The 23,156-nt window shown below is 70.5% G+C and carries 22 protein-coding genes, 1 tRNA gene and 1 pseudogene; 9 read left to right on the top strand and 15 right to left on the bottom strand.

The window, feature by feature from the left end:
• Positions 1-6: 6 nt before the first annotated feature.
• From SLUN_RS16515 to SLUN_RS16525, 3 genes are all read right to left on the bottom strand, one after another.
• Positions 7-381, bottom strand: a complete 375-nt coding sequence (locus tag SLUN_RS16515) for a response regulator transcription factor (protein WP_108149219.1) — start codon at positions 379-381, stop codon at positions 7-9.
• On the bottom strand, positions 381-758 hold the full coding sequence (locus tag SLUN_RS16520; protein WP_108149220.1) for a response regulator: 378 nt from the start codon (positions 756-758) through the stop codon (positions 381-383). The genes SLUN_RS16515 and SLUN_RS16520 overlap by 1 nt, the downstream gene beginning before the upstream one ends.
• A gap of 239 nt (positions 759-997) precedes the next feature.
• Entirely contained in the window at positions 998-2,494 is a 1,497-nt protein-coding gene (locus tag SLUN_RS16525) for an MFS transporter (protein ID WP_108149221.1), read from the bottom strand.
• A gap of 62 nt (positions 2,495-2,556) precedes the next feature.
• On the opposite strand from SLUN_RS16525, the gene SLUN_RS16530 reads away from it, so the two are divergent.
• Positions 2,557-3,549 (top strand): helix-turn-helix transcriptional regulator, encoded by a 993-nt coding sequence (locus SLUN_RS16530; RefSeq protein WP_108154786.1) that lies wholly within the window; start codon positions 2,557-2,559, stop codon positions 3,547-3,549.
• A gap of 100 nt (positions 3,550-3,649) precedes the next feature.
• Here the strand turns inward: SLUN_RS16530 and SLUN_RS16535 are convergent, their stop codons facing one another.
• Positions 3,650-4,648 carry a sigma-70 family RNA polymerase sigma factor gene (locus tag SLUN_RS16535; RefSeq protein ID WP_108149222.1) on the bottom strand — a complete coding sequence of 333 codons (999 nt, stop codon included), beginning with the start codon at positions 4,646-4,648 and terminating at the stop codon, positions 3,650-3,652.
• Between the two features lie 147 nt (positions 4,649-4,795).
• Between SLUN_RS16535 and SLUN_RS16540 the strand changes: the two are divergent.
• A pseudogene (locus tag SLUN_RS16540) lies at positions 4,796-5,047 on the top strand (GNAT family N-acetyltransferase); the annotation flags it as partial.
• Between the two features lie 67 nt (positions 5,048-5,114).
• Here the strand turns inward: SLUN_RS16540 and SLUN_RS16545 are convergent.
• The gene (locus SLUN_RS16545; RefSeq protein ID WP_108149223.1) at positions 5,115-5,897 is read right to left on the bottom strand and encodes a dioxygenase family protein; all 783 of its coding nucleotides are present in this window, start codon (positions 5,895-5,897) and stop codon (positions 5,115-5,117) included.
• 95 nt (positions 5,898-5,992) lie between these two features.
• Here SLUN_RS16545 and SLUN_RS16550 point away from each other — a divergent pair, with 95 nt between their 5' ends.
• On the top strand, positions 5,993-6,520 hold the full coding sequence (locus SLUN_RS16550; protein WP_371413834.1) for a MarR family winged helix-turn-helix transcriptional regulator: 528 nt from the start codon (positions 5,993-5,995) through the stop codon (positions 6,518-6,520).
• 116 nt (positions 6,521-6,636) lie between these two features.
• Here SLUN_RS16550 and SLUN_RS16555 read toward each other — a convergent pair whose 3' ends face one another.
• Both SLUN_RS16555 and SLUN_RS16560 read right to left on the bottom strand, forming a co-directional pair.
• Positions 6,637-8,160, bottom strand: coding sequence for an MFS transporter (locus SLUN_RS16555; RefSeq protein WP_108149225.1), 1,524 nt, complete (start codon positions 8,158-8,160; stop codon positions 6,637-6,639).
• Between the two features lie 147 nt (positions 8,161-8,307).
• Positions 8,308-8,958 carry a TetR/AcrR family transcriptional regulator gene (locus SLUN_RS16560; protein WP_108149226.1) on the bottom strand — a complete coding sequence of 217 codons (651 nt, stop codon included), beginning with the start codon at positions 8,956-8,958 and terminating at the stop codon, positions 8,308-8,310.
• 327 nt (positions 8,959-9,285) lie between these two features.
• On the opposite strand from SLUN_RS16560, the gene SLUN_RS16565 reads away from it, so the two are divergent.
• Positions 9,286-10,572: a M6 family metalloprotease domain-containing protein gene (locus tag SLUN_RS16565; RefSeq protein ID WP_108149227.1), complete on the top strand. Its 1,287-nt coding sequence runs from the start codon at positions 9,286-9,288 to the stop codon at positions 10,570-10,572.
• On the opposite strand, the gene SLUN_RS16570 is transcribed toward SLUN_RS16565, so the two are convergent.
• On the bottom strand, positions 10,559-12,292 hold the full coding sequence (locus SLUN_RS16570) for a class I adenylate-forming enzyme family protein (protein WP_257153741.1): 1,734 nt from the start codon (positions 12,290-12,292) through the stop codon (positions 10,559-10,561). The two genes, SLUN_RS16565 and SLUN_RS16570, sit on opposite strands and share 14 nt — an antisense overlap.
• 194 nt (positions 12,293-12,486) lie before the next feature.
• On the opposite strand from SLUN_RS16570, the gene SLUN_RS16575 reads away from it, so the two are divergent.
• Genes SLUN_RS16575 through SLUN_RS16590 form a run of 4 tightly spaced genes read left to right on the top strand, consistent with a single transcriptional unit; the run spans position 12,487 to position 17,356 of the window.
• Positions 12,487-13,173 carry a FadR/GntR family transcriptional regulator gene (locus SLUN_RS16575; RefSeq protein ID WP_108149228.1) on the top strand — a complete coding sequence of 229 codons (687 nt, stop codon included), beginning with the start codon at positions 12,487-12,489 and terminating at the stop codon, positions 13,171-13,173.
• Positions 13,170-14,570: a tocopherol cyclase family protein gene (locus SLUN_RS16580; protein ID WP_108149229.1), complete on the top strand. Its 1,401-nt coding sequence runs from the start codon at positions 13,170-13,172 to the stop codon at positions 14,568-14,570. The genes SLUN_RS16575 and SLUN_RS16580 overlap by 4 nt, the downstream gene beginning before the upstream one ends.
• Positions 14,567-16,459 (top strand): GMC family oxidoreductase N-terminal domain-containing protein, encoded by a 1,893-nt coding sequence (locus tag SLUN_RS16585; RefSeq protein ID WP_108149230.1) that lies wholly within the window; start codon positions 14,567-14,569, stop codon positions 16,457-16,459. The genes SLUN_RS16580 and SLUN_RS16585 overlap by 4 nt, the downstream gene beginning before the upstream one ends.
• Before the next feature lie 27 nt (positions 16,460-16,486).
• Positions 16,487-17,356 carry an alpha/beta hydrolase gene (locus tag SLUN_RS16590; RefSeq protein WP_108149231.1) on the top strand — a complete coding sequence of 290 codons (870 nt, stop codon included), beginning with the start codon at positions 16,487-16,489 and terminating at the stop codon, positions 17,354-17,356.
• A 66-nt stretch (positions 17,357-17,422) separates the two neighbouring features.
• On the opposite strand, the gene SLUN_RS42345 is transcribed toward SLUN_RS16590, so the two are convergent.
• On the bottom strand, positions 17,423-17,500 hold the full coding sequence (locus tag SLUN_RS42345; protein ID WP_371413915.1) for a 50S ribosomal protein bL37: 78 nt from the start codon (positions 17,498-17,500) through the stop codon (positions 17,423-17,425).
• A 17-nt stretch (positions 17,501-17,517) separates the two neighbouring features.
• Positions 17,518-18,336: an SDR family NAD(P)-dependent oxidoreductase gene (locus SLUN_RS16595; RefSeq protein ID WP_108149232.1), complete on the bottom strand. Its 819-nt coding sequence runs from the start codon at positions 18,334-18,336 to the stop codon at positions 17,518-17,520.
• Positions 18,337-18,760: 424 nt separating this feature from the next.
• Here SLUN_RS16595 and SLUN_RS16600 point away from each other — a divergent pair.
• Positions 18,761-18,833, top strand: a tRNA-Arg gene (locus SLUN_RS16600).
• A gap of 535 nt (positions 18,834-19,368) precedes the next feature.
• Here SLUN_RS16600 and SLUN_RS16610 read toward each other — a convergent pair.
• The 5 genes from SLUN_RS16610 to SLUN_RS39460 form a co-directional block, all read right to left on the bottom strand.
• Entirely contained in the window at positions 19,369-19,569 is a 201-nt protein-coding gene (locus SLUN_RS16610) for a cold-shock protein (protein ID WP_108149234.1), read from the bottom strand.
• A gap of 307 nt (positions 19,570-19,876) precedes the next feature.
• Positions 19,877-21,037, bottom strand: a complete 1,161-nt coding sequence (gene tgmC, locus SLUN_RS16615) for an ATP-grasp peptide maturase system methyltransferase (RefSeq protein ID WP_108149235.1) — start codon at positions 21,035-21,037, stop codon at positions 19,877-19,879.
• Positions 21,034-21,999 (bottom strand): ATP-grasp ribosomal peptide maturase, encoded by a 966-nt coding sequence (gene tgmB / locus SLUN_RS16620; protein WP_108149236.1) that lies wholly within the window; start codon positions 21,997-21,999, stop codon positions 21,034-21,036. Before tgmB ends, tgmC begins: the two co-directional genes overlap by 4 nt.
• A gap of 1 nt (position 22,000) precedes the next feature.
• Positions 22,001-22,264 (bottom strand): putative ATP-grasp-modified RiPP, encoded by a 264-nt coding sequence (gene tgmA / locus SLUN_RS16625; protein WP_108149237.1) that lies wholly within the window; start codon positions 22,262-22,264, stop codon positions 22,001-22,003.
• A gap of 256 nt (positions 22,265-22,520) precedes the next feature.
• Complete coding sequence (locus SLUN_RS39460) at positions 22,521-22,691, bottom strand: hypothetical protein (protein WP_159100267.1); 171 nt, start codon at positions 22,689-22,691, stop codon at positions 22,521-22,523.
• Between the last annotated feature and the right edge of the window lie 465 nt (positions 22,692-23,156).

Genomic DNA, 23,156 nt, shown 5'->3' on the forward strand with positions numbered 1-23,156 from the left:
TGCCGTTCATCGCTTGGCCCGGACCAGTATCGCCTGCAGACGACTGGTCAGCTCGCGCGGGCTGAACGGCTTGATGATGTAGTCGTCGGCGCCGGCAGCGAAGCCGGTCTCCACGTCACCCTCCTGGGAGCGGGCGGTCAGCAGGATGACCGGCAGCAACTCCGTCGCGGGCGATGCGCGCAGTTCGCGGCACACATCCAGGCCTGACATCCCAGGCATGCGGATGTCGAGCAGAGCGATGTCCACATGGTTCTCGCGCGCCGCCGCGAGCGCGGACGGACCGTCCTCGACCGCGATCACTTCATGCCCCGCCTGGGTCAGCTTGAAGGTCACCAGGTCGCGGATGTCGACATCGTCGTCGGCCACCAGGACAGTCGCCATCAGTCCTCCTCGGGGCGTCGGGCGAAGGAGTCGACGAGTTGCGCCACGGCGGCCCGCCGAAACGGTTTGGCCAGCATCGCGTCGGCCGCCAGGTCGGTCAGATCCTGCGGATCCAGCACCGAGAAGACGGCGATACGGCAGCCGCTGGTGCGGTCGTCCGCGCGCAGCCGGCGAATAACCTCGCGACCGTCGATGCCTGGGAGCAGGATGTCGACAATCGCCAAATCCGGCGGGTCTGCGAATGCGCGTTCCATGCCGCCCTCGCCAGTCGCGGCCACGTCCACCCGGCAGCCGAGGCCGCGCAGATGCTGACTGAGCAGATTACTGACGTCCTGTTCGTCTTCAACTACGAGGACATGGGGAGCATCCATGGTCATCTCTCAGCCGGATCCGCCAGATGTCGGAAGGGGTCAGGTTCGCGACGGTTACACTGAGTTCACCTTAGGAGCGCTGTGCAATGCCTGCCACTCCAGACCATCTGTGACCGGGACCGCCGTACCTTCGGTGCGGGAGTCGCACCCGCCTGATGCCCGCGGTGATCATGTCGCTCAAGCGCCGGGGCCCGGCCCGGGGAGACATCCCGGGCCGGGCCCCGTATCCGAGTCCTTCGACCGCCTCAGTGCGCGAGCGCCGGCTCCGGCTCCTCCAGAACCTCCGCCCCCTCCACATGCTGCTTCGGCCGCGTCGGCAGCGCGAACATCACCAGGAAGATCACGGCCAGCACCGCCACCACCCACCACAGCGAGTTCTGGAACGCCTCCCCGAACGCCTTCCCCACCGCGCTCGGCGCGATCCGGTCGTCGATCGACCCGAAGAAGACCACCGAGACCAGCCCGAGCCCCAGCGCATTGCCCATCTGCATGGTGGTGTTGATCAGCCCGGACGCCGAGCCGGAGTGCTCGCGCGGCACGTCCGACAGGACCGCGTCCGTCAGCGGCGCCACGATCAGGCCCATCCCGACGCCCATCACCACCAGCGGCAGCGCCATCTGCCAGGAGTGGATCGCCGAGCCGTACCGCCCGGCCTCCCAGATGTAGAGCAGCAGCCCCGCGGCCATGGTCACCGCGCCCGCCTGCAGCACCTTCCGCCCGAAGCGCGGCACCAGCTTCTGTACGGAAAGACCGGCCGCCGCGGACACCGCTATCGAGAACGGGACACCTGTCAGACCCGCCCGCAGCGGGCTCCAGCCGAGGCCGATCTGCATGTACAGCGTCCAGACCAGGAAGAAGATGCCGCACGCTATACCGAAGGTGAGTTGCACGGCGATACCGGCGGCGAAGCTCTTCACCTTGAACAGGGACAGTTCAACCAGCGGGGAGCCGTCCTTGCGGGTCTTCCTCTTCTCGTACGCCACGAACGCGGCGAAGACGAGCAGGCTGCCGGCCATGCACAGGTGGCCCCAGAGCGGCCAGCCCAGCTCACGACCGCGGGTCAGCGGATAGATCAGCATCAGCAGTCCGAGCGTGACGAGCGCGACGCCGACCAGGTCGAGCTTGAGCGCCTTGGGGGCGCGGGACTCGGTGATGTACTTCCGGCCCAGGATCAGCCCGGCGATGCCCACCGGCAGGTTGATCAGGAAGATCGGCCGCCATTCCAGACCGAAGAGGTTCCACTGGGTGAGCAGTGCGCCGAGCAGCGGTCCGGAGACCGCGCCGAGCCCGATGATCGCGCCGAACATGCCGAAGACCTTGCCGCGTTCGTGCGCGGGGAAGGTGACATGGATGATCGACAGCACCTGCGGCACCATCATGGCGGCGGTCGCGCCCTGCAGCAGTCGGGAGGCGACCAGCATCTCCTCGTTCGCGGCGAATCCGCAGAGCGCGGAGGCGAGCGTGAAGCCGGTCATGCCGAGCAGGAAGAGCCGCTTGCGGCCGTAGATGTCACCGAGCCGGCCGCCCGTGATCAGACCGGCGGCGAAGGCGAGCGCGTATCCGGCGGTTATCCACTGGATCGCGCCGAACGAGGCGCCGAGGTCCCGTTCCATGCTCGGGATCGCGATATTGACGATGGTGACGTCGACCAGATCCATGAAGGCCGCGGTCATCACGATGGCGAGTGCGATCCAGCGACGACGGTCTGATGCCGTACCCGGTACGGCGGGCTGTGAACTCATGCGAGGAATCTAGGGTGGATATAGGTCAGGTCATGTCCTAGATGGCGGGCATCCTGATGAACATGACGGACACCCCGGCACGACTCCTGAATCTGCTCTCCCTCCTCCAGACTCCGCGCGAGTGGCCGGGCAGTGAGCTCGCCGAGCGCCTCGAGGTGAGCCCGCGCACGATCCGGCGGGACATCGACCGGCTGCGGGATCTCGGCTACCCGGTCGAGGCGACGAAGGGCGCGGTCGGCGGATACCGCCTGGTCGCGGGCGCCGCGATGCCGCCGCTGCTCCTCGACGACGAGGAGGCTGTGGCGATCGCGGTGGGCCTGCGGGCGGGGGCGGGCCACGCCATCGAAGGCATCGAGGAAGCGTCGGTACGGGCGCTGGCCAAGCTGGAACAGGTGCTGCCGTCGCGGCTGCGGCACCGGGTGACCACGCTCCAGGCGGCGACGATCCCGCTGACGCGGGGCGACGGCGCGACGATCGACCCGCAGACGCTGACGGTGATCGCGGGGGCGGTGACGGGGCGGGAGCGCCTCCGCTTCGGCTACCGCTCCGGGGACGGGACGGAGACGAAGCGGCAGGTCGAGCCGTACCGGCTGGTGTCGACGGGGCGGCGGTGGTACCTCGTGGCGTACGACATCGGGAGGGAGGACTGGCGCACGTTCCGCGTGGACCGGGTGACGGAGCCGTTCGCGACGGGTGCGCGGTTCGCACCGCGGGAGCTGCCGGAGGGTGCGGGGGCGGCGGAGCTGCTGGGCCACTCGCTGTCGCGGCTCCAGTCGGAGCATGACGTCGACGTGACGTTCGAGGCCCCGGTGGCCTTTGTGACGGCGAGGCTGCCGGAGTCGCTGGGCGCGCCGGTGCCGTTGGCCTCCGGCTCGGGCTCCGGCTCCGGCGTGGAGCGATGCCGGCTGCGGGCGCGGTCGGCGGACTCACTGGAGTGGCTGGCGCTCCGACTCGCCCTGGTGGACTGCGAGTTCACGGTCCACGGCCCGAGCCGGCTGGTGGACCACGTCACCGACCTGGGAGCGAGGCTGTCCCGGGCGACGGCGGTTCACTGACGTCCAGGAGCCCCGCTCGCACCCGCGCAGGAAAGGACCCCGACACCGGGGGGGAGGTGCCGAGGTCCGCTTTTGGGGGTGGGGCGAGTACGGGCGCGGGTTACGCCGCCGCGTCGAAGCCCGTGTCGCGCGCCATCCGCTTCAGCTCCAGCAGCGCGTGCTTCTCGATCTGGCGGATCCGCTCACGCGTCAGGCCGTGCTCCTTGCCGACCTCCGTCAGCGTCCGCTCCCGGCCGTCCTCGATGCCGTACCGCATCTTGATGATCGACGCCGTACGGTTGTCGAGCTTCCCGATCAGGTCTTCGAGCTCCTCGCTCCGCAGCAGCGTCATCACCGACTGCTCCGGCGACACCGCCGAGGTGTCCTCCAGCAGGTCACCGAACTGCGTCTCTCCCGCGTCGTCCACCGCCATGTTCAGGCTGACCGGGTCGCGGGCCCAGTCCAGGACGTCAATGACCCGCTCCGGCGTCGAGCCCAGCTCCTTCGCGACCTCCGCGGCCTCCGGGTCCCGGCCGTTCTCCCGGTTGAACTCGCGCTGCACCCGGCGGATGCGCCCGAGCTCCTCCACCAGGTGGACAGGGAGCCGGATGGTGCGGGACTGGTCGGCTATCGAGCGGGTGATCGCCTGGCGGATCCACCATGTCGCGTACGTCGAGAACTTGAAGCCCTTCGCGTAGTCGAACTTCTCGACCGCGCGGACCAGTCCGGCATTGCCTTCCTGGATCAGGTCGAGCAGCGGCAGTCCGCTGCGCGGATAGCGCCGCGCGACGGCCACGACAAGCCGGAGGTTCGAGCGGATGAAGACGTCCTTCGCGCGCTCACCCGCGGCGACCAGCGCCTCGAGCTCCTCGCGCGTGGCACCGCCGGCATCGCTCTCCACCTGTCCGGCGAGGATCTGTCCGGCAAAGACACCGGCTTCGATGGTCTGGGACAGCTCGACCTCCTTGGCGGCGTCGAGCAGCGGCGTACGCGCGATCTCATCGAGGTACATGCCGACCAGGTCGCGGTCGGCGATCTCCCCGCCCACGGCGCGAACGCTGCTTGCCCGGCCGGTCCCACTGGAGGAGGACGTACGACGGGCGACGGCACGGGTTGCCATGCGAGCTCCCTTACTGAGTAGGTCGCGACACCCTTCCGGGTGCCCTGCATCCGATGGAAACAACGACTGGAATCCGGACAGAATTCCCCTGGCACCCATCGATTTTCGTGATCATGCAGTACCCTGTCGCGCCACCAGGGAGGACGAATGCCAGGGGAAGGCACAGAGGTGCAGGTCAGCGTCGGCACCGAGGCCGATCTCGAGGCCCTCACGGAGCGCTACAACCACTACGCGCGCGAGACGGCCGTCACATGTGACACGACTGCCTTCACACCCGAGCAGCGCCGCCCCTGACCGCACTCTCACCCTGAAGACGGTCCGCACCGCCTTTTGGTTGCTCGTGATGTCCGTTCTGCCCTCATTCTCGGGTACGCGACGAGCAGCCCCTTCCGACGGAAGTCCGGCGAGCGCCGGGACGTGGCCCGGCACGAGAAGACGCTGGGCCCCTAAGGGCGTGTCCGGCGGATCAGCCGAACTGCACGGACCGCTTCGCCAGGCCCATCCAGAAGCCGTCGATCACGCTCCGACCGCTCTCGAGCTCGCCCTGAGACGCTCCCAGCGTGACGAAGAGCGGAGCGAAGTGCTCGGTCCGCGGATGAGCCAGCCGGCCGGCCGGGGCCTTGTTCTCGAAGTCCAGCAGCGCGTCCACGTCCGCCGCCGCGAGCGCCCGCCGCCCCCAGTCGTCGAACTCCGCCGACCAGCCGGGAGTCCCCTCGTGCCGCAGCGCCGCCAGGTTGTGGGTGAAGAAGCCGCTGCCGACGATCAGCACGCCCTCGTCCCGCAGCGGCGCGAGCCTGCGGCCGATCTCCAGCAGCCGCTGCGGGTCGAGCGTGGGCATGGAGATCTGGAGTACGGGAACGTCGGCGGCGGGGAACATCTCCACCAGTGGTACGTACGCGCCGTGATCGAGGCCGCGGTCCGGGATGTCCTGGACGGGCGTGCCGGCTCGGCGCAGCAATTTCCGTACGGAGTCGGCGAGTTGCGGAGCCCCGGGAGCCGCGTACGTCACCTGGTAGTAGTGCTCGGGGAAGCCCCAGAAGTCGTACACCAGCGGCGCCGCCTCGGTGGCGCCGAGCGCGAGCGGGGCCTCCTCCCAGTGCGCGGAGACCATCAGGATCGCCGTGGGGCGCGGCAGATCCGCGGACCAGGCGGCGAGCTGGCCGGGCCAGAGGGGGTCGTCGGCGAGCGGCGGGGCGCCGTGGGAGAGATAGAGGGCGGGCATGCGCTCCGCGACAGGGGTGGCATTCATGACAGCTCCAGGCTCCAGCTCATCCTACTTGAACTTTCAAGCTACCATCGACTCTCACTTCATTTAGTTCAATGTTCAAGAATGGGGGTCGTAGAGTGGGATACATGAACACGGCATCCACTGGCGGGGGCGGCCTCCCCGGACCGCGCTGGCTCACCGAGGAAGAACAGCGCGTCTGGCGCGCCTATCTGCACGCCACCACTCTCTTCGAGGACCATCTCGACCGCCAGCTGCAGCGTGACGCCGGAATGCCGCACATCTACTACGGTCTGCTCGTCCAGCTCTCCCAGGCCCCGCGCCGCCGCAAGCGGATGACCGAGCTGGCCATCGACGCCAAGATCACCCGCTCCCGCCTCTCGCACGCCGTCGCCCGGCTGGAGAAGAGCGGCTGGGTGCACCGGGAGGACTGCCCCTCCGACAAGCGCGGGCAGAACGCCGTACTGACGGAGGAGGGTCTCGCAGTCCTGGAGCGGACCGCGCCCGGCCATGTCGAGGCGGTGCGCCAGGCGATGTTCGACCGGCTCAGCCCCGAACAGGTCGGGCAGCTGGGCGAGATCATGAAGACCATGGCCGAGGGACTCCAGCCGCAGGACTCCGGCGCGGACCTGCCCTGGCTGAGGTGATCCGAAGCACCACGCGGAGCACGAGCACCACACGGAGCACGCGAAGGGGCCCCGCCCGGGTTCACCACCCGGGCGGGGCCCCTTCCGCATGACCTCTCAGCCCATGTCGGCGCGTGTCAGTGCGCGACGACGGGGATCTTGACCTCGTCCTCGACACCCTCACCCGAGCCGGAGCCGGAGACGGCCGAACCGGCCCCCGGACGCCCGGTGTTGATGAGCGTGAACGCGATTGCGGCCGCGACCGCCAGGATGCCGACCGCCCACCAGATCGCGGACGAGAAGCCGTGCACCATGGCCTGCATCTCCAGCAGCTTGGGGTTGCCGGCTCCCGCCGCGTGCGAGGCGACGTACGAGGTCGTGGCGGAGGCCGCGATCGTGTTCAGCAGCGCCGTACCGATCGCACCGCCCACCTGCTGCGAGGTGTTGACCATCGCCGAGGCGACACCGGCGTCTTCCGGGTTCACTCCGTGCGTGGCCAGCGACATCGCCGGCATGAACGCCGTACCCATGCCCAGACCCAGCAGCAGCTGCGCCGGCAGGATCAGACCGGCGTACGAGGTGCCGATCTCCAGCTGCGTCAGCAGCAGCATGCCGATCGCGGCGACGACGAAGCCCGGGCCCATCAGCAGCCGTGGCGCGACGCGGGTCATCAGCCGGGCGCCGATCTGGGTCGAGCCCACGATCATGCCCACGATCATCGGCAGGAAGGCGAAGCCGGTCGTGACCGGCGAGTACCCCTTCACGACCTGGAGGTAGAACGTCAGGAAGAGGAAGAGCCCGAACATCGCGATGATGGCGAGGCCCAGCGAGAGGTAGACACCGCCGCGGTTGCGCTCGGTCAGGACGCGCAGGGGCAGCAGCGGGGACTTGACCTTCGCCTCGGTGAGGACGAATGCGGCCAGCAGCACCGCGGAGCCGATGAACATGCCCACGGTCAGGCTGTCGGACCAGCCCGCGGACTCGGCGCGGGTGAAGCCGTACACCAGGGCCACCAGACCCAGGGTCGACAGGACGACACCGGGGATGTCGAGCGAGGAGCGGTTGCGCGAGCCGGCCGGCTCACGGATCACGAAGTACGCGCCGACGGCGGCGACGATCGCGAAGGGGATGTTGACGAAGAAGGTCCAGCGCCAGTTCAGGTACTCGGTGAGGAAGCCGCCCAGGATCAGGCCGACCGCGCCACCGCCACCGGCGATCGCACCGTAGATGCCGAAGGCCTTGGCGCGCTCCTTGGCATCGGTGAACATCACCGCGAGCAGGGAGAGCGCGGCGGGCGCGAGCAGTGCGCCGAAGGCACCCTGCAGTGCGCGGGAGCCGAGCAGCATCGCCTCGCTGGTGGCCGCGCCACCGAGCGCGGAGGCAGCGGCGAATCCGAGCAGACCGACGACGAAGGTGCGCTTACGGCCCCACAGGTCGGCGATACGGCCGCCGAAGAGCAGGAGTCCACCGAAGGCCAGGGCGTAGGCGGTGATGACCCACTGCCGGTTGGCGTCGGAAATCCCCAGGTCCTGCTGGGCGGTGGGGAGCGCGATGTTCACGATCGTCGCGTCGAGCACCACCATCAGCTGGGCCACGGCTATGAAGACCAGAGCTTTCCAGCGACTCGGGTCAGGGAGTGAAATGTCGGCCGATTTTGGCATGGGTCTGTCCACCTAAGGATGCGGAGAGGTCACAACAGGACGTGGTCAACAGGACGTGGTCAAGAAGTCGTGGTGAGGACTGGCGGGGCCGCCTGAAGTAATCGGCGGCGATCTCCGGTGATCGGAGCCAGGGCGTCGGCTACGGCGTCATGGGGTGCTCCGCAGGTCCTCCAGCGTCGCGGCCGTGCCCGGCAGTTCGGAGCGCGCGGGCGCTTCCAGACCGTCCAGGAGCAGCTGCAGATGGCGGTGTACGAACCGGTCCATGTCCAGGCACCCGGTGCCCGGAAGCGGCCGGGTGAGCTGGGAGAGAGCGACGACCAGATCTCCTACGGCGACATCGGCGCGGAGTCGGCCGGCCTCGTGCGCGCGGTCGAAGAGGCCTTGGACCGCGTCTTCGAGGCGTTCACGCTCATTGGTCAGTTCGGGATAGTGCTGGTCGAAGGTGCCGGACAGCAGCGGGCACAGCGCCCCGATGCGTTCGTCGGCGGCCGCGTGGGTGAAGCGCCGCAGCGCCTCGAAGGGATCGGCCTCGGTGGCGGCCGCCTCGTATGCCTGTTCCGTCGTGCGGGACAGAACGCAGAGGACGACCTCCTGGATGAGGACGTTGCGGTCGGCGAAGTGGCGGTAGAGCGTGGCATTGCCGACGCCCGCCCGGCGGGCGATCTCATCCAGCGGGACCTCGGGTCCGAACTCGACGAACATCTCGCGCGCGGCCGTCACGATCCGCTCCCGGTTCCGCAGGGCGTCTGCCCGCGGCCGTGGGAGGCGGCGCGCTTCGGTGTCGGCGGCGGGGCTCACAGCTCCACTTCCCCTCGTCTCGGTGTCCGGCAGTCCGGCCCGGCATCAGGCCCGGTATCCGGCCCGTTGTGCAAGCGGGGATCAGTTCCCCGTTTCGCAGGTACGTGGGTGCAAACGGGGAAACGATCCCCGGTTATTTCCCGTACGCGATGTGACCTGAGTCACACATCAAGGGGACATGGATCAAACACGGACAGTTATCCGCACGTCGCTCGAAACCCCACGATCGGACCACCCGGCGCGCGCCCCGCCACAGCCCGTCACAGGCTGATCGCACAGAGCGCAGCCAGGGTCCGGCCTGCTGCCGCGGCCCCTGAAGGCGATTGCATGCAGCAGACACGCCACCGGATACGCAGAGCCGGCAGGCACCGCCGCATCACCGGGCTCGCCGCCTTCGCGGCTCTCGCGCTCGCCGCCCTCACAACGGCGAGCGCCACCCTCCCCGCCGCCACACGGTCGGCGGCGGGACCCGTGGCCACCGCCGAGGACTCGGGGCTCGGCCCGTGCCGCATCGGCTCCACCCTCGGGGTGCAGATGTCGGAGGGCCTGCCGACCCCGCCCGGCTACGCGCGCTCCACCGGCGAGGTCCGCGCCCTCAACCTGATGATCGACTTCCCGGACGCGCCGGGGACGGGGCGGGCGCTCGACCGGCTCGCGGAGTTCTTCCCGCAGACCTCGGACTGGTTCAGGACCAGTTCGTACGGCCGGCTCACCTATCGCCCGCTCGCGCCGGTCACCAACTGGCTGCGGATGCCGATGCCGTTCGCGGCGTACGGGATAGAGCGCGGCTCGCCCTACGAGCCGGGCTACCGCAAGCTCGTCGAGGACATCGTGGCCACCGCCGATCCGAAGGTCGACTTCAGCACGTACGACCTGGTCAACATACTGGTCACGCCCAATGCGGGGCCCTCGGCGCTGGACACCGTGCTGTCCGTGACCTTCTCCGGCAACGACGAGGCCCCGATCGCGGACGGTGTGCCGCTGGCCAACACGTCCTTCGTCTACAGCCGCCAGGACGACGGCTCGGGCTCGTACACCGAGACGGGCTACCGCGTCCTGCCCCACGAGAACGGCCATGTCTTCGGCCTGCCCGACCTCTACACGGCCGAAGGCGGCGGCGCGGTCGGCCACTGGGACATCATGTCCGAGGACTGGGGGGCCAACAACGATCTGCTGGGCTGGCACAAGTGGAAGCTGGGCTGGCTGGACGCCGACCAGATCCGCTGCGCGTCCGCGCCGGGCTCCACCGAGTACGCGCTGACCCCACTGGCCACATCCGGCGGGGCCAAGATGACCATCGTGCCGCTGAGTCAGGACTCCGGGTACGCCGTGGAGGTACGCACCCGGGCCGGCAACGACGAAGCCGTGTGCGAGCCGGGCGTGCTGATCTACCGCGTGAAGTCCGGTGTGGACACCGGGCAGGGCCCGGTGACCATCTCGGACAGCGACCGCGACAGCGGCGGCTGCACCCGGCGGCCGAATGTGCACGCGGAGCTCTCGGACGCCCCGTACCGGCCCGGCGAGTCCTTCACTGACCGCCGGAACAGCATCAGCATCGCGGTGGTCCGCGAGGACCCGGGCGGCACCTACCGGGTGCGCGTCACGCGTTCTTGAGCAGCCACTCCCGGACGGGGCCGCGGAGCTCCCGCTTGAGGATCTTCCCGGTCGGATTACGGGGCACGGGCTCGTCCTGCACGAGGACATGGGCCGGCACCTTGAAGGCGGCGAGGGTCCTGCCGGCATGCGCCCGCAGCTCGTCCACGGTGACGCTCGCCCCGGGCCGCAGCTGCACCACGGCCGCCACTTCCTCCCCCAGCACGGGGTGCGGGACGCCCAGCACGGCGGCGTCGGCGACGTCCGGGTGGTCGTGAAGGACGGCCTCCACCTCGACGCAGTACACGTTCTCGCCGCCGCGGACGACCATGTCCCGCAGCCGGTCCACGATGCTGACCCGCCCCTCGTGCACGGTCGCGAGATCGCCGGTCCTGAACCAGCCCTCGTGGAACGCGGCGGCGGTGGCGGCGGGGTCGTTCCAGTACCCGCGCACGAGGGACTGCCCGCGCAGCAACAGCTCACCGACCTGCCCTTCGGGCAGTTCCCGGCCGTGCGGTCCGGCGATCCGCACCTCGGTGGCGGGGGCTGCCCGCCCCACGCTCCCCGGGTGTTCGCGGTAATCGGCCCCGAAGTTGGCGAGCACTCCCCCGCTGGTCTCGGTCAGTCCATAGCCGTTGCGCGGCTCGATCCGCTGTCCGTAGCGGGCCGTCAGCCGCCCCACGAGATCGGGCGGGGCGGCGGCACCGCCCGTACTGAGATGGGTGAGCGTCTCCAGGCCGTCCCCGGCCCGCTCGGCGGCGTCGAGGAGCTGCAGCGCGGTGGCCGGGACACCGGAGAAGTGCGTGACGCGGTGCCGTTCGATGAGCGCGAGGGCCTGCTCGGCGTCCCACTTCCGCATCAGTACGAGGGTCCCGCCGGCCGCCATCGTCGAGTACAGCGTGGTGAACGCGGCCACATGGAAGAACGGGAACGTCATCAGGGCCACGGGCGCGGGCCCCTGCCCCGGCATCACCCCGCGCGCGAGCGCGGAAGCGGCCGCGTGGAAGCGCGGGTGGACCGCGGCCCCGGCCTGCGCGAGCTGCGTGGCGACAGCGCCCTTGGGCCGCCCGGTGGTCCCTGAGGTGTAGATGATGGTGGCGTCGTCCTCGGCCCGGACCTCGACGGCGGGCGGCGCGGCGAGAGGATCGGCCGCCGGCAGGTCCTCGTACCGCTCGACGCCCTCCGCGGTCCCGCCTTCCCCGGTCCCGCCATCGTGATGGAGCTCGCGGTGGAGCTCGTGGTGAAAGACGACCGCCCGTACGCCGGCCCGCTTGCGCCAGGCCTCGACCCGCGGCAGCCGCTCCCCGTCGACGAGCAGCACCCGCGGCGAGCAGTCGTCGAGGGCGTACTCGAACTCGTCCTCGGTCCACCAGGCATTCAGCGGCACGGCCACCAGACCCGCCAACTGAGCCGCCCAGAAGGCGATCTGCCACTCGGGGTGATTGCGCATGCCGATGACGGCCCGGTCGCCGGGCCGCAGCCCGTACTCCTCGACGAACCGCCGCGCGAGCGCGGAGGAGGCGGCGAAGAACTCCCGGTAGGTGTACGTGCCGCTCGCGGCCACGAGGAACGGCCGGTCCCCGAACGCCCAGGTGGCCTCGACGAACTCGCGCAGGGTCCGCGGCCCGTCCGCGTACAGCAGCCCGCCGTCCTCGCCGCGTACGACGGCGAAGGGAGCGCCCGGGGCGGTCAGTGCCGTCAGCACCGCCTCGGACCGGGTGGACGGATCGTTGTGCGGCACGATCGACCCTCTCTCAGCACGTGCTCACCAGCGCTTGCGACGCTATGCCCGCGTCCGGACCCCGTCAAGATCCGTGTATCTCACAACGAGCACCCGATCCACCCCCGAAACCTTGACGCCCGAACTCGCCCGCTGGTTGAGTGGCTCAGCCACTGAGCCACTTGACGCAATCCATCGCCCTGGGGAGGGACTTCGTGGAGACGCTGCCCCGCGAGACCATCGTCGACGTCCTGGAGAACCGGCTCCGCGAGGACATCCTCACCGGCCGTCACCCGGCCGGGAGCTATCTGCCGCCCGAGCGCCGGCTCGCCGACGGCTACGGCGTCACCCGCACCACGCTCAAGCACGCCTTCGGACGGCTCGTACAGTCCGGTCTGCTGGAGACACGGCACGGCGTGGGCACGCGGGTCCGCGACTACGCACGGTTCGGCGGTGCCGATCTGCTGCCCATGCTGGTGCGGCACAGCCCGGACTGGATCGGCGAGATCTTCGAAGTCCGGCGCGGCATCGGCGCGTTGATCGCCGAGCGGGCCGCGGCCGCGGCGAACGAGGAGCACAGGGCCGAGCTGCGCGAACTGCTCGGTGCCGTACGGGAAGCGGAGGGCGGCGACGCCGTGCAGCTCGCCGACGCCGAGGTGCACCGGGCGCTGGCGCGGGCCACCGGCAACCGCGTCTATGTGCTGCTCACCAACACCCTGTTCAACGCGTATCTCCCGGTCAGGGCCGCGCTGGTGGGACCGTTCACCGACCCGGCGGCCGCCCACGCCCGGCTCGCGCCGGTGGTCGAGGCGGTGGCGGCGGGCGACAGGGCTGCGGCACACGCGGCCGCGGACGCGTATCTGACCGCCACCGAGCGGATCATGCTGGAGGACCTCGCATGAGCGGGCAGAGGACGGGGCGGGGTACGGAGTTCCGGGAGACCATGCTCGGTACGGTGCGGCTCGACGGGGAAGGCCGCACCCGCCCGGCCCGGCTCGACCTGAAGGTGTCCGCGGACACCGTGCTGCGGCCGGCGGGGACCACCGAGGCCCGGGTCACCGGGCGGATACGGATCGCCGACTGGGCCGACGACCCGTACGCCACAGGCGAGTTGGAAATATCCCCGCTCGCACGGCGGCGCATCCGCTACCGGCTGAGCTTCACCGCCGACGGCCGACGGCTGACCCTGGACGGCTGGAAGTCGATCACCCCGTTCCGGCCGGTGCGGTCGATGACCGTGCTGCCCTGCACGCTGTACGAGGACGGGGTGCGGGTCGGCCGGGGCACCCTGCGCTTCCCCCTGGCAACCGGCCTCGCACCCTTCCTGACAAGCTTCCGCTTTCCGCGCCGGCAGGACACCGGCGCACTGGCCGCGCCACGCTGGAACGGTGAACCCGGCCGTACCGAGGTCTGGTACACCACCGCGACCGACCCGGTCACCGGCGCCGGCCTGTGGCTGCACCACGAGGTGACCGCACCCTCCGACGGTGCACCGGCCTTCGCGCACGGCTGGGTGGCGGTCTTCCCGAAGGACGGACCCGTCGAGCACGCCCGCTTCGGCCCCGAGCCATGGAGCGGCTGCCAGGACGGCTTCACCGCGAAGGGGATCACGGCCAGGCCCGGACATCTCACGGGCGTCGCAGGCGACTTCGGCTGGGATGTGACCGAACGGGCCGAGGACACACCGCTGTTCACCTTCCCCCGCTGGTCCTGGCGCCGACCGCTGCTGCCGGCCGCACAGATCCTGCCGGCCGCCCGCGCCTCGTACGACGGCACCGTCAGCCACGGCGGGCGGACCCTGACCCTGAAGGGCGCGCCCGGGGCGTCCGCCCGCATCTACGGACACGGCAACGCCCGCCGCTGGGCCTGGCTGCACGCGGACCTCGGGGGCGGGGACGTGCTGGAAATCGTCGCGGCCGTGTCCACCCGGCCGGTGCTGCGCGGCCTTCCGCCGCTTGTCTTCCTGCGGCTGCGCCGCAACGGCCGCACCTGGCCCCGGCGGGCGGAGCGTGCCGCCGTGGGCTGGGCGGGTATCGGCCGGTTCCGCGCCGCCGTCGGACTCCCCACGTGGACGGTGGAGGGACGCGCCGGGCTGCGGCGCATCCGGGTCGAGGTCACCCAGCCCGAAGCGCGCACCCTGACCCTGGACTACGCGGATCCGGACGGCAGCCCCGCCGTGTGCCGCAACAGCGAGAGGGCGGACGCCGTCGTACGCCTGGAACGGTGGTGGGGGCGGTGGCGCCCCGAGGCCGAGTGGACGCTGGACGGCACCGCGCACGCGGAGGTGGGCAGCCGATGACCGCCCCCGGACTCGTCGCCGCGCTGCTCGCCGACGACGGCAGCCACCCCTGGACCGCGAAGGTGCCACGGCGGCTGGACGCCGTCCTCGCCTCGATGCCCGCGCCCGCACGCGCCGGGATTCGGAGCGCCGCGGCGGCCGTGGACGCGTACGCCCTGGCCCGGACCGGACGGCGGCTCGCGGCCCTCAGTCCGGGCGAACGCGAGGACGTCATGGCGGCGCTCGGCGCACGCACCGCCCTGGCGCCGCTGCTCGATCTGCTGAAGGTGCCGGTGCTGCTCGCCGCGGGAACGGAGCGGATGCTCGAACCCGGCGTACGCGAGCCGCCGGTCGGGGGGCCGCTCGAAGGGCGGTCCGCGACGCCGCTCGCGCTGTCGTTCGCACCGCCCGACGATCCGCCGCTCGACTGCGTACCGGCCGAGGACTGGCCCGCCCGTACGACCGCCGACGCCGTGGTCATCGGCTCCGGCGCGGGCGGCGCGACGGCGGCACGCACCCTCGCCCGGGCCGGGCTGCGCACCCTCGTCCTGGAGGAGGGGCACCACCACACCACCGCGTCCTTCGGGCGCCGCGCCCCGCTGGACCGGTTCGCCGAGCTGTACCGCGACGGCGGCGCGACCGTCGCCGTCGGCCGGCCACCGCTGCTGCTGCCCACCGGCCGCGCGGTCGGCGGCACCACCGTGGTCAACTCCGGTACCTGCTACCGCACTCCGGACCATGTCCTGGACCGCTGGCGCGCCACCTTCGGCTTCGGACTCGCGGAGGGCTTCCCGGACCTCCTCGACGAGGCCGAACGCACCCTGCGCGTGGCCACCCAGCCCCTCGACGTGCTGGGCAACAACGGTCTCCTCGCGCTGGCAGGCGCCGAGCGGCTGGGCTGGCGGGCCGCGCCCCTGCGCCGTAACGCCCCCGGCTGCAAAGGGTCCTGCCAGTGCGTCGTCGGCTGCCCGACCGGTGCCAAACAGAGTGTCCAGCTGTCGGTGCTGCCCGATGCCTGCGCCGCCGGAGCCCGGATCGTCACCGGAGCCCGGGTGCGCGCCATCCTGGTGGACAGCGACCGGCCCGGCGGCCCCGCGGTCGCCGGCGTACGCGTCCGGTCGGCGGACGGCGGCGAGCTGGAGATCCTCGCCCCGCTGGTCGTCGTCGCGGCGGGCGCCCTCCAGTCGCCGCCGCTGCTGCGGCGCTCCGGACTCGGCTCCCATCCCGGGGTCGGCCGCAACCTCAGCGTGCATCCGGCGACGAGTGTGGCGGGCCGGTTCCCGCAGCAGGTCACCGCCTGGGAAGGGGTGTTGCAGAGCGCCGGGATCGAGGAGCTGCACAGCGAAGGGGTCCTCATCGAGGCGACCGCGACCCCGCCCGGCATGGGCAGCTTCGTACTGCCCGGCCTGGGACGCGAGTTGCGCCGCGAGTTCGACGACGCCGGGCGCCTCGCCACGCTCGGCGCGATGATCGCCGACCGCCCCTCGGGCCGGGTCCGGGGCCGCGACCGCACACTGATCCAGTACGCCCTGGATCCGCGCGACGCGGGCCGCCTCATGACGGCCGTACGGGCGATGGGGCAGCTGCTCTTCGCCGCCGGGGCCGAGGAGGTACTCACCGGTGTGCCGACCGCGCCACGCGCCCGCAGCCTCACCGAACTCGACCTACTGCTCGGTGAAGTGAACGCCCGTCAGCTGCACCTCTCCGCCTTCCACCCCACCGGCACGGTGGCCGCGGGCGGCGACGCACAGCGTTTCCCCGCCGACGGCGAGGGACGGCTGCGCGGTGTGCGGGGCGTGCTGATCGCCGACGGATCGGTGCTGCCCGGCTGTCCCGAGGTCAACCCCCAACTGAGCATCATGGCGGCGGCGCTGGCCGTGACCGAACGCCACCTGTCACATACGCTCTGAGCAGACCGCCGACACCCCTGGAGAGAGATGACCGACCCAGTTGAGCTCGACCTCCCGGTCGACGGCGGGACGCTGCGCGTCCTGCGCTTCGGCACCGGCCCACGGACCGCCGTAGCGGCCCACGGACTCAGCGCTTCCGCGATGTCCTTCCGCGCCGTTGCCCGCCAACTGCCCGGCGACTGGAGCCTGTTCGCCCTCGATCTACGGGGAAGGGGCGGCAGCGATGCGACCCCTGGCCGCTGCGGCATGGACACCCACGCCGCCGACATCTGCGCGGCGGCCGAACGCTGGGGAGCCGGCGCACCCGTCGCCCTCACCGGCCATTCGATGGGTGCGTACATCGCCCTGCGCGCCGCGGCCCGCAGACCCGAGCTCTTCGGCCGTCTGCTGCTCATCGACGGCGGTCTGCCCTTCCACCCGCCGGCCGACATCGACCCGGACGACATGCTCGACGCCACGCTCGGCCCGGCGATCGCCCGGCTGTCGATGACGTACGAGACCGACGAGGCGTACGTGGACTACTTCCGCGCCCACCCCGGCCTCGGCCCGTACTGGAGCGACGACATCGAGGCCTACGTACGCTACGACCTCACCGGCCCGGCGGGCGCCCGGCGCTCCCGCGCCCAGGAGGCGGCTGTCATGCACGACGGCCGGGAGCTGCTCACCTCGGCGGCCGCGTTCGAGCAGGACCTGGCGGACCTCACCCCGCCTGCCCACCTGCTGTACGCGCCCCGCGGCCTGATGGACACCGAACCGGGGATGAACCCGGAGCCCATGGTGACCCTGTGGACGTCCCGGGTGCCGTTGCTGACCGCCGAGCCGGTCCCGGACTGCAACCACTACACGATCCTCATGGGCACCCCGGCCAAGGTCGTCGCCGACCGCCTGGCGGCTTGATCCGCAGGAGCGTGTCCCGTCAGGCGGCGCGCCGGGCCCGGGGTTCGGCGGGCCGCCCCACGGGGTTCAGCGCTGTCCGGCCCTGCGGCCGTGGTTCGCCTTCTTCTTGCGGCGGGCTTTCTTCTTGCGTGCGCGCTTCGACATGTGTCCTGGCCGTCCCTTCAGGCGGTGTGGCCGACGAGGACGTCGGCGAGCTTGTTGAGGCGCTTGACCGTGCGCTCCTCGGTGGCGGCGGGCGCGGGCGCGACGCGCTCGTCGCGGTCGTAGTACGCGCCGTTGACGATCTCCACGGCCGGGTCGCAGAGCCGTACGACATGGACGGCGCCGTCGGTGGCCGTGGCTCCGCTGTGGCCGTAGAGCGGCAGCAGGGCGGTCTCGCAGATGCCCGGGTGGACGGAGACGGCCGTCACCCTCGGGTCGGCCGCGAATGCCGTCAGCGCCAGCTGCGACTGGGCGTACGCGGCGAGCCGCGAGTAGCGGCGGGCGCGGTTGGGGTCGCTCCACTGGATCGAGGCGGTGCGGTGCAGCGAGGAGGAGACGTTCACGACCCGGCCGCCCGGATCACTGGTGAGCGCCTGCTCCAGGAGGTTGGTGAGCAGGTAGTGCGCGAGGAAGTTGACCTGGAACGCGATTTCGTTTCCGTCCACCGTGATGGTGTGACGCTCGGGCGCGGCGAGGGCGGCGTTGTTGACGAGGACGTCCAGGTGCGGGTGCTCGACGACGACACGGCCGGCCAGCAGCTCGACCTCTTCGAGGCGGGAGAAGTCCGCGCCGAAGGGGCAGAGCCGCTCGGCGGGGAGGCCCCCGGTGCTGACGAGCCGGTCGGTCGCCGCCCGCGCCTCTTGGGCCGTACGACCGTGCACGAGGACAGTGGCCCCGCGCTCGGCGAGCAGCCGCGCCGTCTCATAGCCGATGCCGGTGGTAGCTCCGGTGACGAGGACAGTGCGGCCGTTAAGGGAGGAAAAGTCTGAGCCGGACATGATGCATCCAAGGATGTGGGCGTACGGATACGAGGAAACGGACGCGACGAAGGGGCGCCGGACTGGGTCACGGCGCCCCGGGGACTACGGACTGCGCGTCAGCCGAAGGCGAGCGGGTCCGGGCAGCGAGGCACACGACAGGGCGCCGGATGAGGCGGCCGGTCGAGAAGGAGCCACTCGCTGTTCACGCTGCCCATCCAAGTGGCTCGCGGACACCGGCTCAAGGATTTCAAGCTGCCCTTGACACCCCTCTGATACGGGTGGCCGGTGCCCGCGATCAAGGGAGCCGCCCCGGCTGCCGTGCCCGAGCGGACCCCGCCGAGCCGCCTCGCCACCCCCCGGAACGATCACCGCCGACCCGTCCGCCGCACCGCCGTGTCCCCATCCGCTACCCTGTCCAGGGCTGCTTTCAACAGCAGCTCAGGCCTCCGTAGCTCAGGGGATAGAGCACCGCTCTCCTAAAGCGGGTGTCGCAGGTTCGAATCCTGCCGGGGGCACAACGCGCTAAGCCGCTGACCTGGGGTTTCTCCCCTAGAGAGGCGGTCTATTCGGCCTCGGACTCCTGGTCCGGGGCCGTTTGCATGAGCGGTGCGTGAGCGGACGGGCCGCCAGGCCCCGATACTTCTCCCGATTGATCAGCACCATTCGGCACGGGCTCCGGGCTGGGCTCCTCCGCCTCGTCGGGCCCAGCCTCCGCTTCGGGAGCCGTTTCCTCGAACTCGCCACCGCACGCCCCCCACGTCCTGATCACCCGCATCCCACACACCAGCCGCAACCCCGCACCCAACCGCCGCGCCGCAGCCTCCTGGCGACGCTCGACCACGACGTCCTCGGTCCCCGCGCAACAGCCGTCAAGCACCCAGCCCGCACCGGGCCACCACACCCGTCAACCAGCAGCACAGGCCACGCCGATAGGCGCCGGGCAACAACAAGGGCCGGTCACCGCGGCGGGACGCTGTTGGCGAATCCGGGACTGCGCTCTGTTCCACTGGCCATCGGGTGGAGAGCGCAGGCGGAACGAGGAAGGGGCTACTAGGGGCGGACCATTTCCGCTTGCGGGCCCTTCTGCCCCTGGGTGACCTCGAACTCCACCTTCTGGTTCTCTTCCAAGTTTCTGTATCCGTTGGTTTGGATGGCTGAGAAGTGCACGAACACGTCTGCGCCGCCATCGTCCTGGCTGATGTAGCCGTACCCCTTGTCGGAGTTGAACCACTTCACAGTGCCTGTTGCCATCGGTCCGGTCCTTCGTTCGGTGCCACGGTGCGCCTTGACGCCCCGGCCGCAGCCCGATCGAGTAGACTCCGGCACTTGATCATTTCCTCCCGCCGCGGCGAAATCCTCCATCCTCCCTGCACCTCACTCATGGGGATGAACCTCGCCGCGTCACGGCTCTCCCCTGAGGTGAGACGCGGTCGACCGGCGGATAGGCAATTCGCCAACAGCATCCCGCAGCGGTGACCGGCCCTCGCTCTCGTCTGTCCCACCTTCGACCTTGCACGCAGCTGGATCGTCGGCAGGCGGGAAGGACGACTGAAGTGGCTCACACGGGCAGGACCCAGCTAGGGCCGTCCGGGGTGCCGAGCCAGACGCGCTGGGCGTCGGGAGTGATGGTCAGACCGAATTCCGACAGGTGCGGCGAGCCGGCGTTCTGCCACGTCTCGACGGCGTCCTCGACCGCGTCCCACAGCTTGAGCGGACCGCGCTGCACAACGGTCCACCCGTCGCCGTTCTCCGCCGGACGCGTTCGCGCCTGGGAGCCGGTCGCGACGTCGAGCAGGATCTGCTCGGCGCCCAGGCCGAGCCGTTCGGCCGAGGGGGCGGCGAGCTGAGCGACGAATCGGCCGGACCAGTCGTCCAGAGTTGCGGGGTCGATCCGGCTCGGCCGCTGCTCGCCGGGCAGAAGCTCGAAGGGGCCGTGCGGTGGTAGGTCGTGCGTGCGGGCCATCATGAACGAGGTGTATCCGGGCAGGAAGCGGCCGGACGCTCCACCCTCGTCGTCGACGGTGAGGCGCACGAGGCCGTGCCCGAATCCCCAGCCGGCGAGCGTGACAACGACGGTGCCGCCTTCCTTGACCTGCCGGAGCAGGCCGTAAGGGATGTGCCGCATGGAGCAGAACGCGATCACGATGTCGTACGGAGCCCCTTCGGGGTGACCGCGCAGCCCGTCGCCTGTGATGAGGGTGGGGGCGTACCCGGCTTCGGCCAGGGCCTTGCGGGCGCGTTCGGCTGCGGCGGGGTCGGTCTCGATCGCGGTCGTGTTGTCCTCGCCGAGCACCTCGCAGACGTACGCGGTTGACAGACCGGTGCCGGCGCCGATGATCAGGGCGCGTTTACCTCGGACGGTTCCGGCCCGCTCGATCATCCACAGGATCACCCCGGGGAGGGTCGAGGATGACGTCGGGGTGCCACCGGTGACCGAGTCGGTAGCGTCCTCGGCGAGCACCCCGTCGATCTGAGTTACCCACGTCGTGTTCTGGTAGGTGAGACGTAGCCATTCGTCGGCGGGGACGTCGTCGCGGCGAGTGGGAGTCCACACCGTGACACCCGGGGGGTCGCTCGGCTTGTAGATCGCGCTGCCGAGGAACGTCTCGCGCGGAACGGTTTCGGCGGCGCGGCGCAACTCTGGATCGTGCAGCAGGTCTTCCTCGACGAGTTGCTCAACGAGGTGCCGGCGCAGGGCGGCGGCGGTTTCGGTGGTCATGCGGGTACGCCCTTCTCAAGGGTGTTGGCCAGAGCACATGCGATTGCGCGAGTGGTGGACTCGTCGACGAACGCCCACTGCCCATTCGGGTTGCATTCGAGGAACCACCATTGATCGGCGGCGTCGAGAGCAAAGTCGAAAGCGCCGAAGGTCAGCCCGAACGTACGAAGGTAGGAGAGCACAGCCTCGCGGACGGGGCCCGGGACCGTCACCGGAGAGCAGGTGATCAACCTTTGGTTCTGGCGCCAGTCGAGGTGATCGCCGTCGGTGTCGATGCGGGTTGCGAACAACTCGTCGCCTACCGCGGCGAGGCGTATGTCGGCAATCTTCGGCACACAGGCTTGGAACAGGTGAGGGCACAGCGCGATTGAATCGTCGAGCTCGTCGGCCTCGACGGCGCGAACCCAGATGGTTCGGTTGCGTCCGTCCTCGCCTGCCAGCTGCACGCCGTGAACTGGCTTGTAGATCACGGGTCCATGGTCGGCCGCGAACTTGCGGGCGTCCTCCGGAACGTTCGTGAACAAGGTAGCGGGAACGGGCAGACCGAGGCGTGCGGCCGTGGCGAGCTGTCCGGGCTTGTAGTCGGCGGCACGATTCCGCATGGGGTGGTTGACGTGCAGTGCCCTGGGAAGTGCGGTCAGCATCCCGGTGTAGCCGGCCCGGGACTGCTCGATACCGAATCGCTGCCCGGGAGTCTCGGTCGTCCGAGGATCGCCCCACGGGGTGGGGCGCCGCCAGTAGACCGAACGAACGGCACACAAGTCGACGTGGCGGGTTGCCGTGTCGAGGTCGCCGGTGAACGCGCCGTGCTCGATCCGAGCGCTCATGCGGGTGGGGTGTGGGAAGTCGATGCCCGGATCGAGCCGTACGGCCGGGACACCCCGGCCGTACAGCTCGTCGAGCACCAGATCCGCCGTCGCGTCACCGAGCGCGGTGACGACGAGAACCGGTGAGTTATCCATGTCAGTCGGGCACGTTGTCTTCGAGCGAGTCCGCGTCGGCCGGCGCGGGCGGCTGCGCGCCCCCGCCGTCGGCGCCGGTCGCGGTCGGGGACGCGGTCGACTGGCTGGTGCCGTGCCCGCCCATCTCGACGGGCTGGCCGCTCCTGTCGAAGTACCGCGTCGTCTGGCTCGCGGCGTCGAGCTCGGTCCGGGTGTACGGCAGTTCAACGGTGTTCGGGTAGAGGGCTAAACGGCTCGTGCCCCAGGGCTGTACTGCGGTGGCCATCCGATCTCCTTCTGTGGTTGACAGTCACGTGCCTTGAGTTGCATACGGTGCGCTTTGCCTCGGATCAGCGACAAGGCCGCCCCGAGGCGGTGCCCGCATCGGGGCGGCGAGGTGAACGAGTCGCCTCTGCCCGACGCGGGAGTGTTGGTGCGACCCTGACCCGGATGGTCGCCATGGGCGCCGCGAACGCGGCGAAGGATGGAGCGTTGCCCGGACGGCGGGTGTTCGCTTGACCGACGGCTGTCCGGGAGGCGGTTCACTCGGGGAGCTCCGGCCGGTACGGGTAGAGCATCTGTCGGTCGTAACAGGCGTCCTCATCCGCGCAGACCACGGAGGAGTACCAGACATCATCGATGTCATCGAGGACGCGGGCGATGTCGAGATCGTCCACTCGCGCCGCGATGTCGCAGACGGTGCACTTGGCCACAGGGGCGCCGAGGGGAGGCTCGACGCCTACGGGGAGCGTGGCCCCGAGGCGCTGCCAGGTGCGAGGGTTGTCAGTCCGGAGGCAGCATGCGGCGCCGTCACTGCAAGATCGCCGTTTGGCGGTTCGCTCTCGACCGTCACCATCGCGCCAGATGAACGATCCGGTTTCCACGCTGTCGAGTGGTACGAGCGACTCACAGATCCCGCAGCGCACGAGTACGGCGGCGCTACCCACGATGCACCGCCGGGGCGTAGGGCGGCACGTACGGCCGTACGTGGAAGGCGTGACCGTTGATCGGCAGAAGTCGGGCTCGTACGTGCGCGGGAAGCGGTCGGCGGGCGTAGGGCGGGGCCGAGGGAATGGCCGATGTAGGCCGAATCGAGGGTGCGGGCCGCCTGCGGCGCTTCGATAACCGCCGGTGCGTGGCGCGTAGCGTCCGGGCGATGCCTGGCCCTAACCAGATCC

This window comes from Streptomyces lunaelactis (assembly GCF_003054555.1).
Taxonomy (GTDB): domain Bacteria; phylum Actinomycetota; class Actinomycetes; order Streptomycetales; family Streptomycetaceae; genus Streptomyces; species Streptomyces lunaelactis.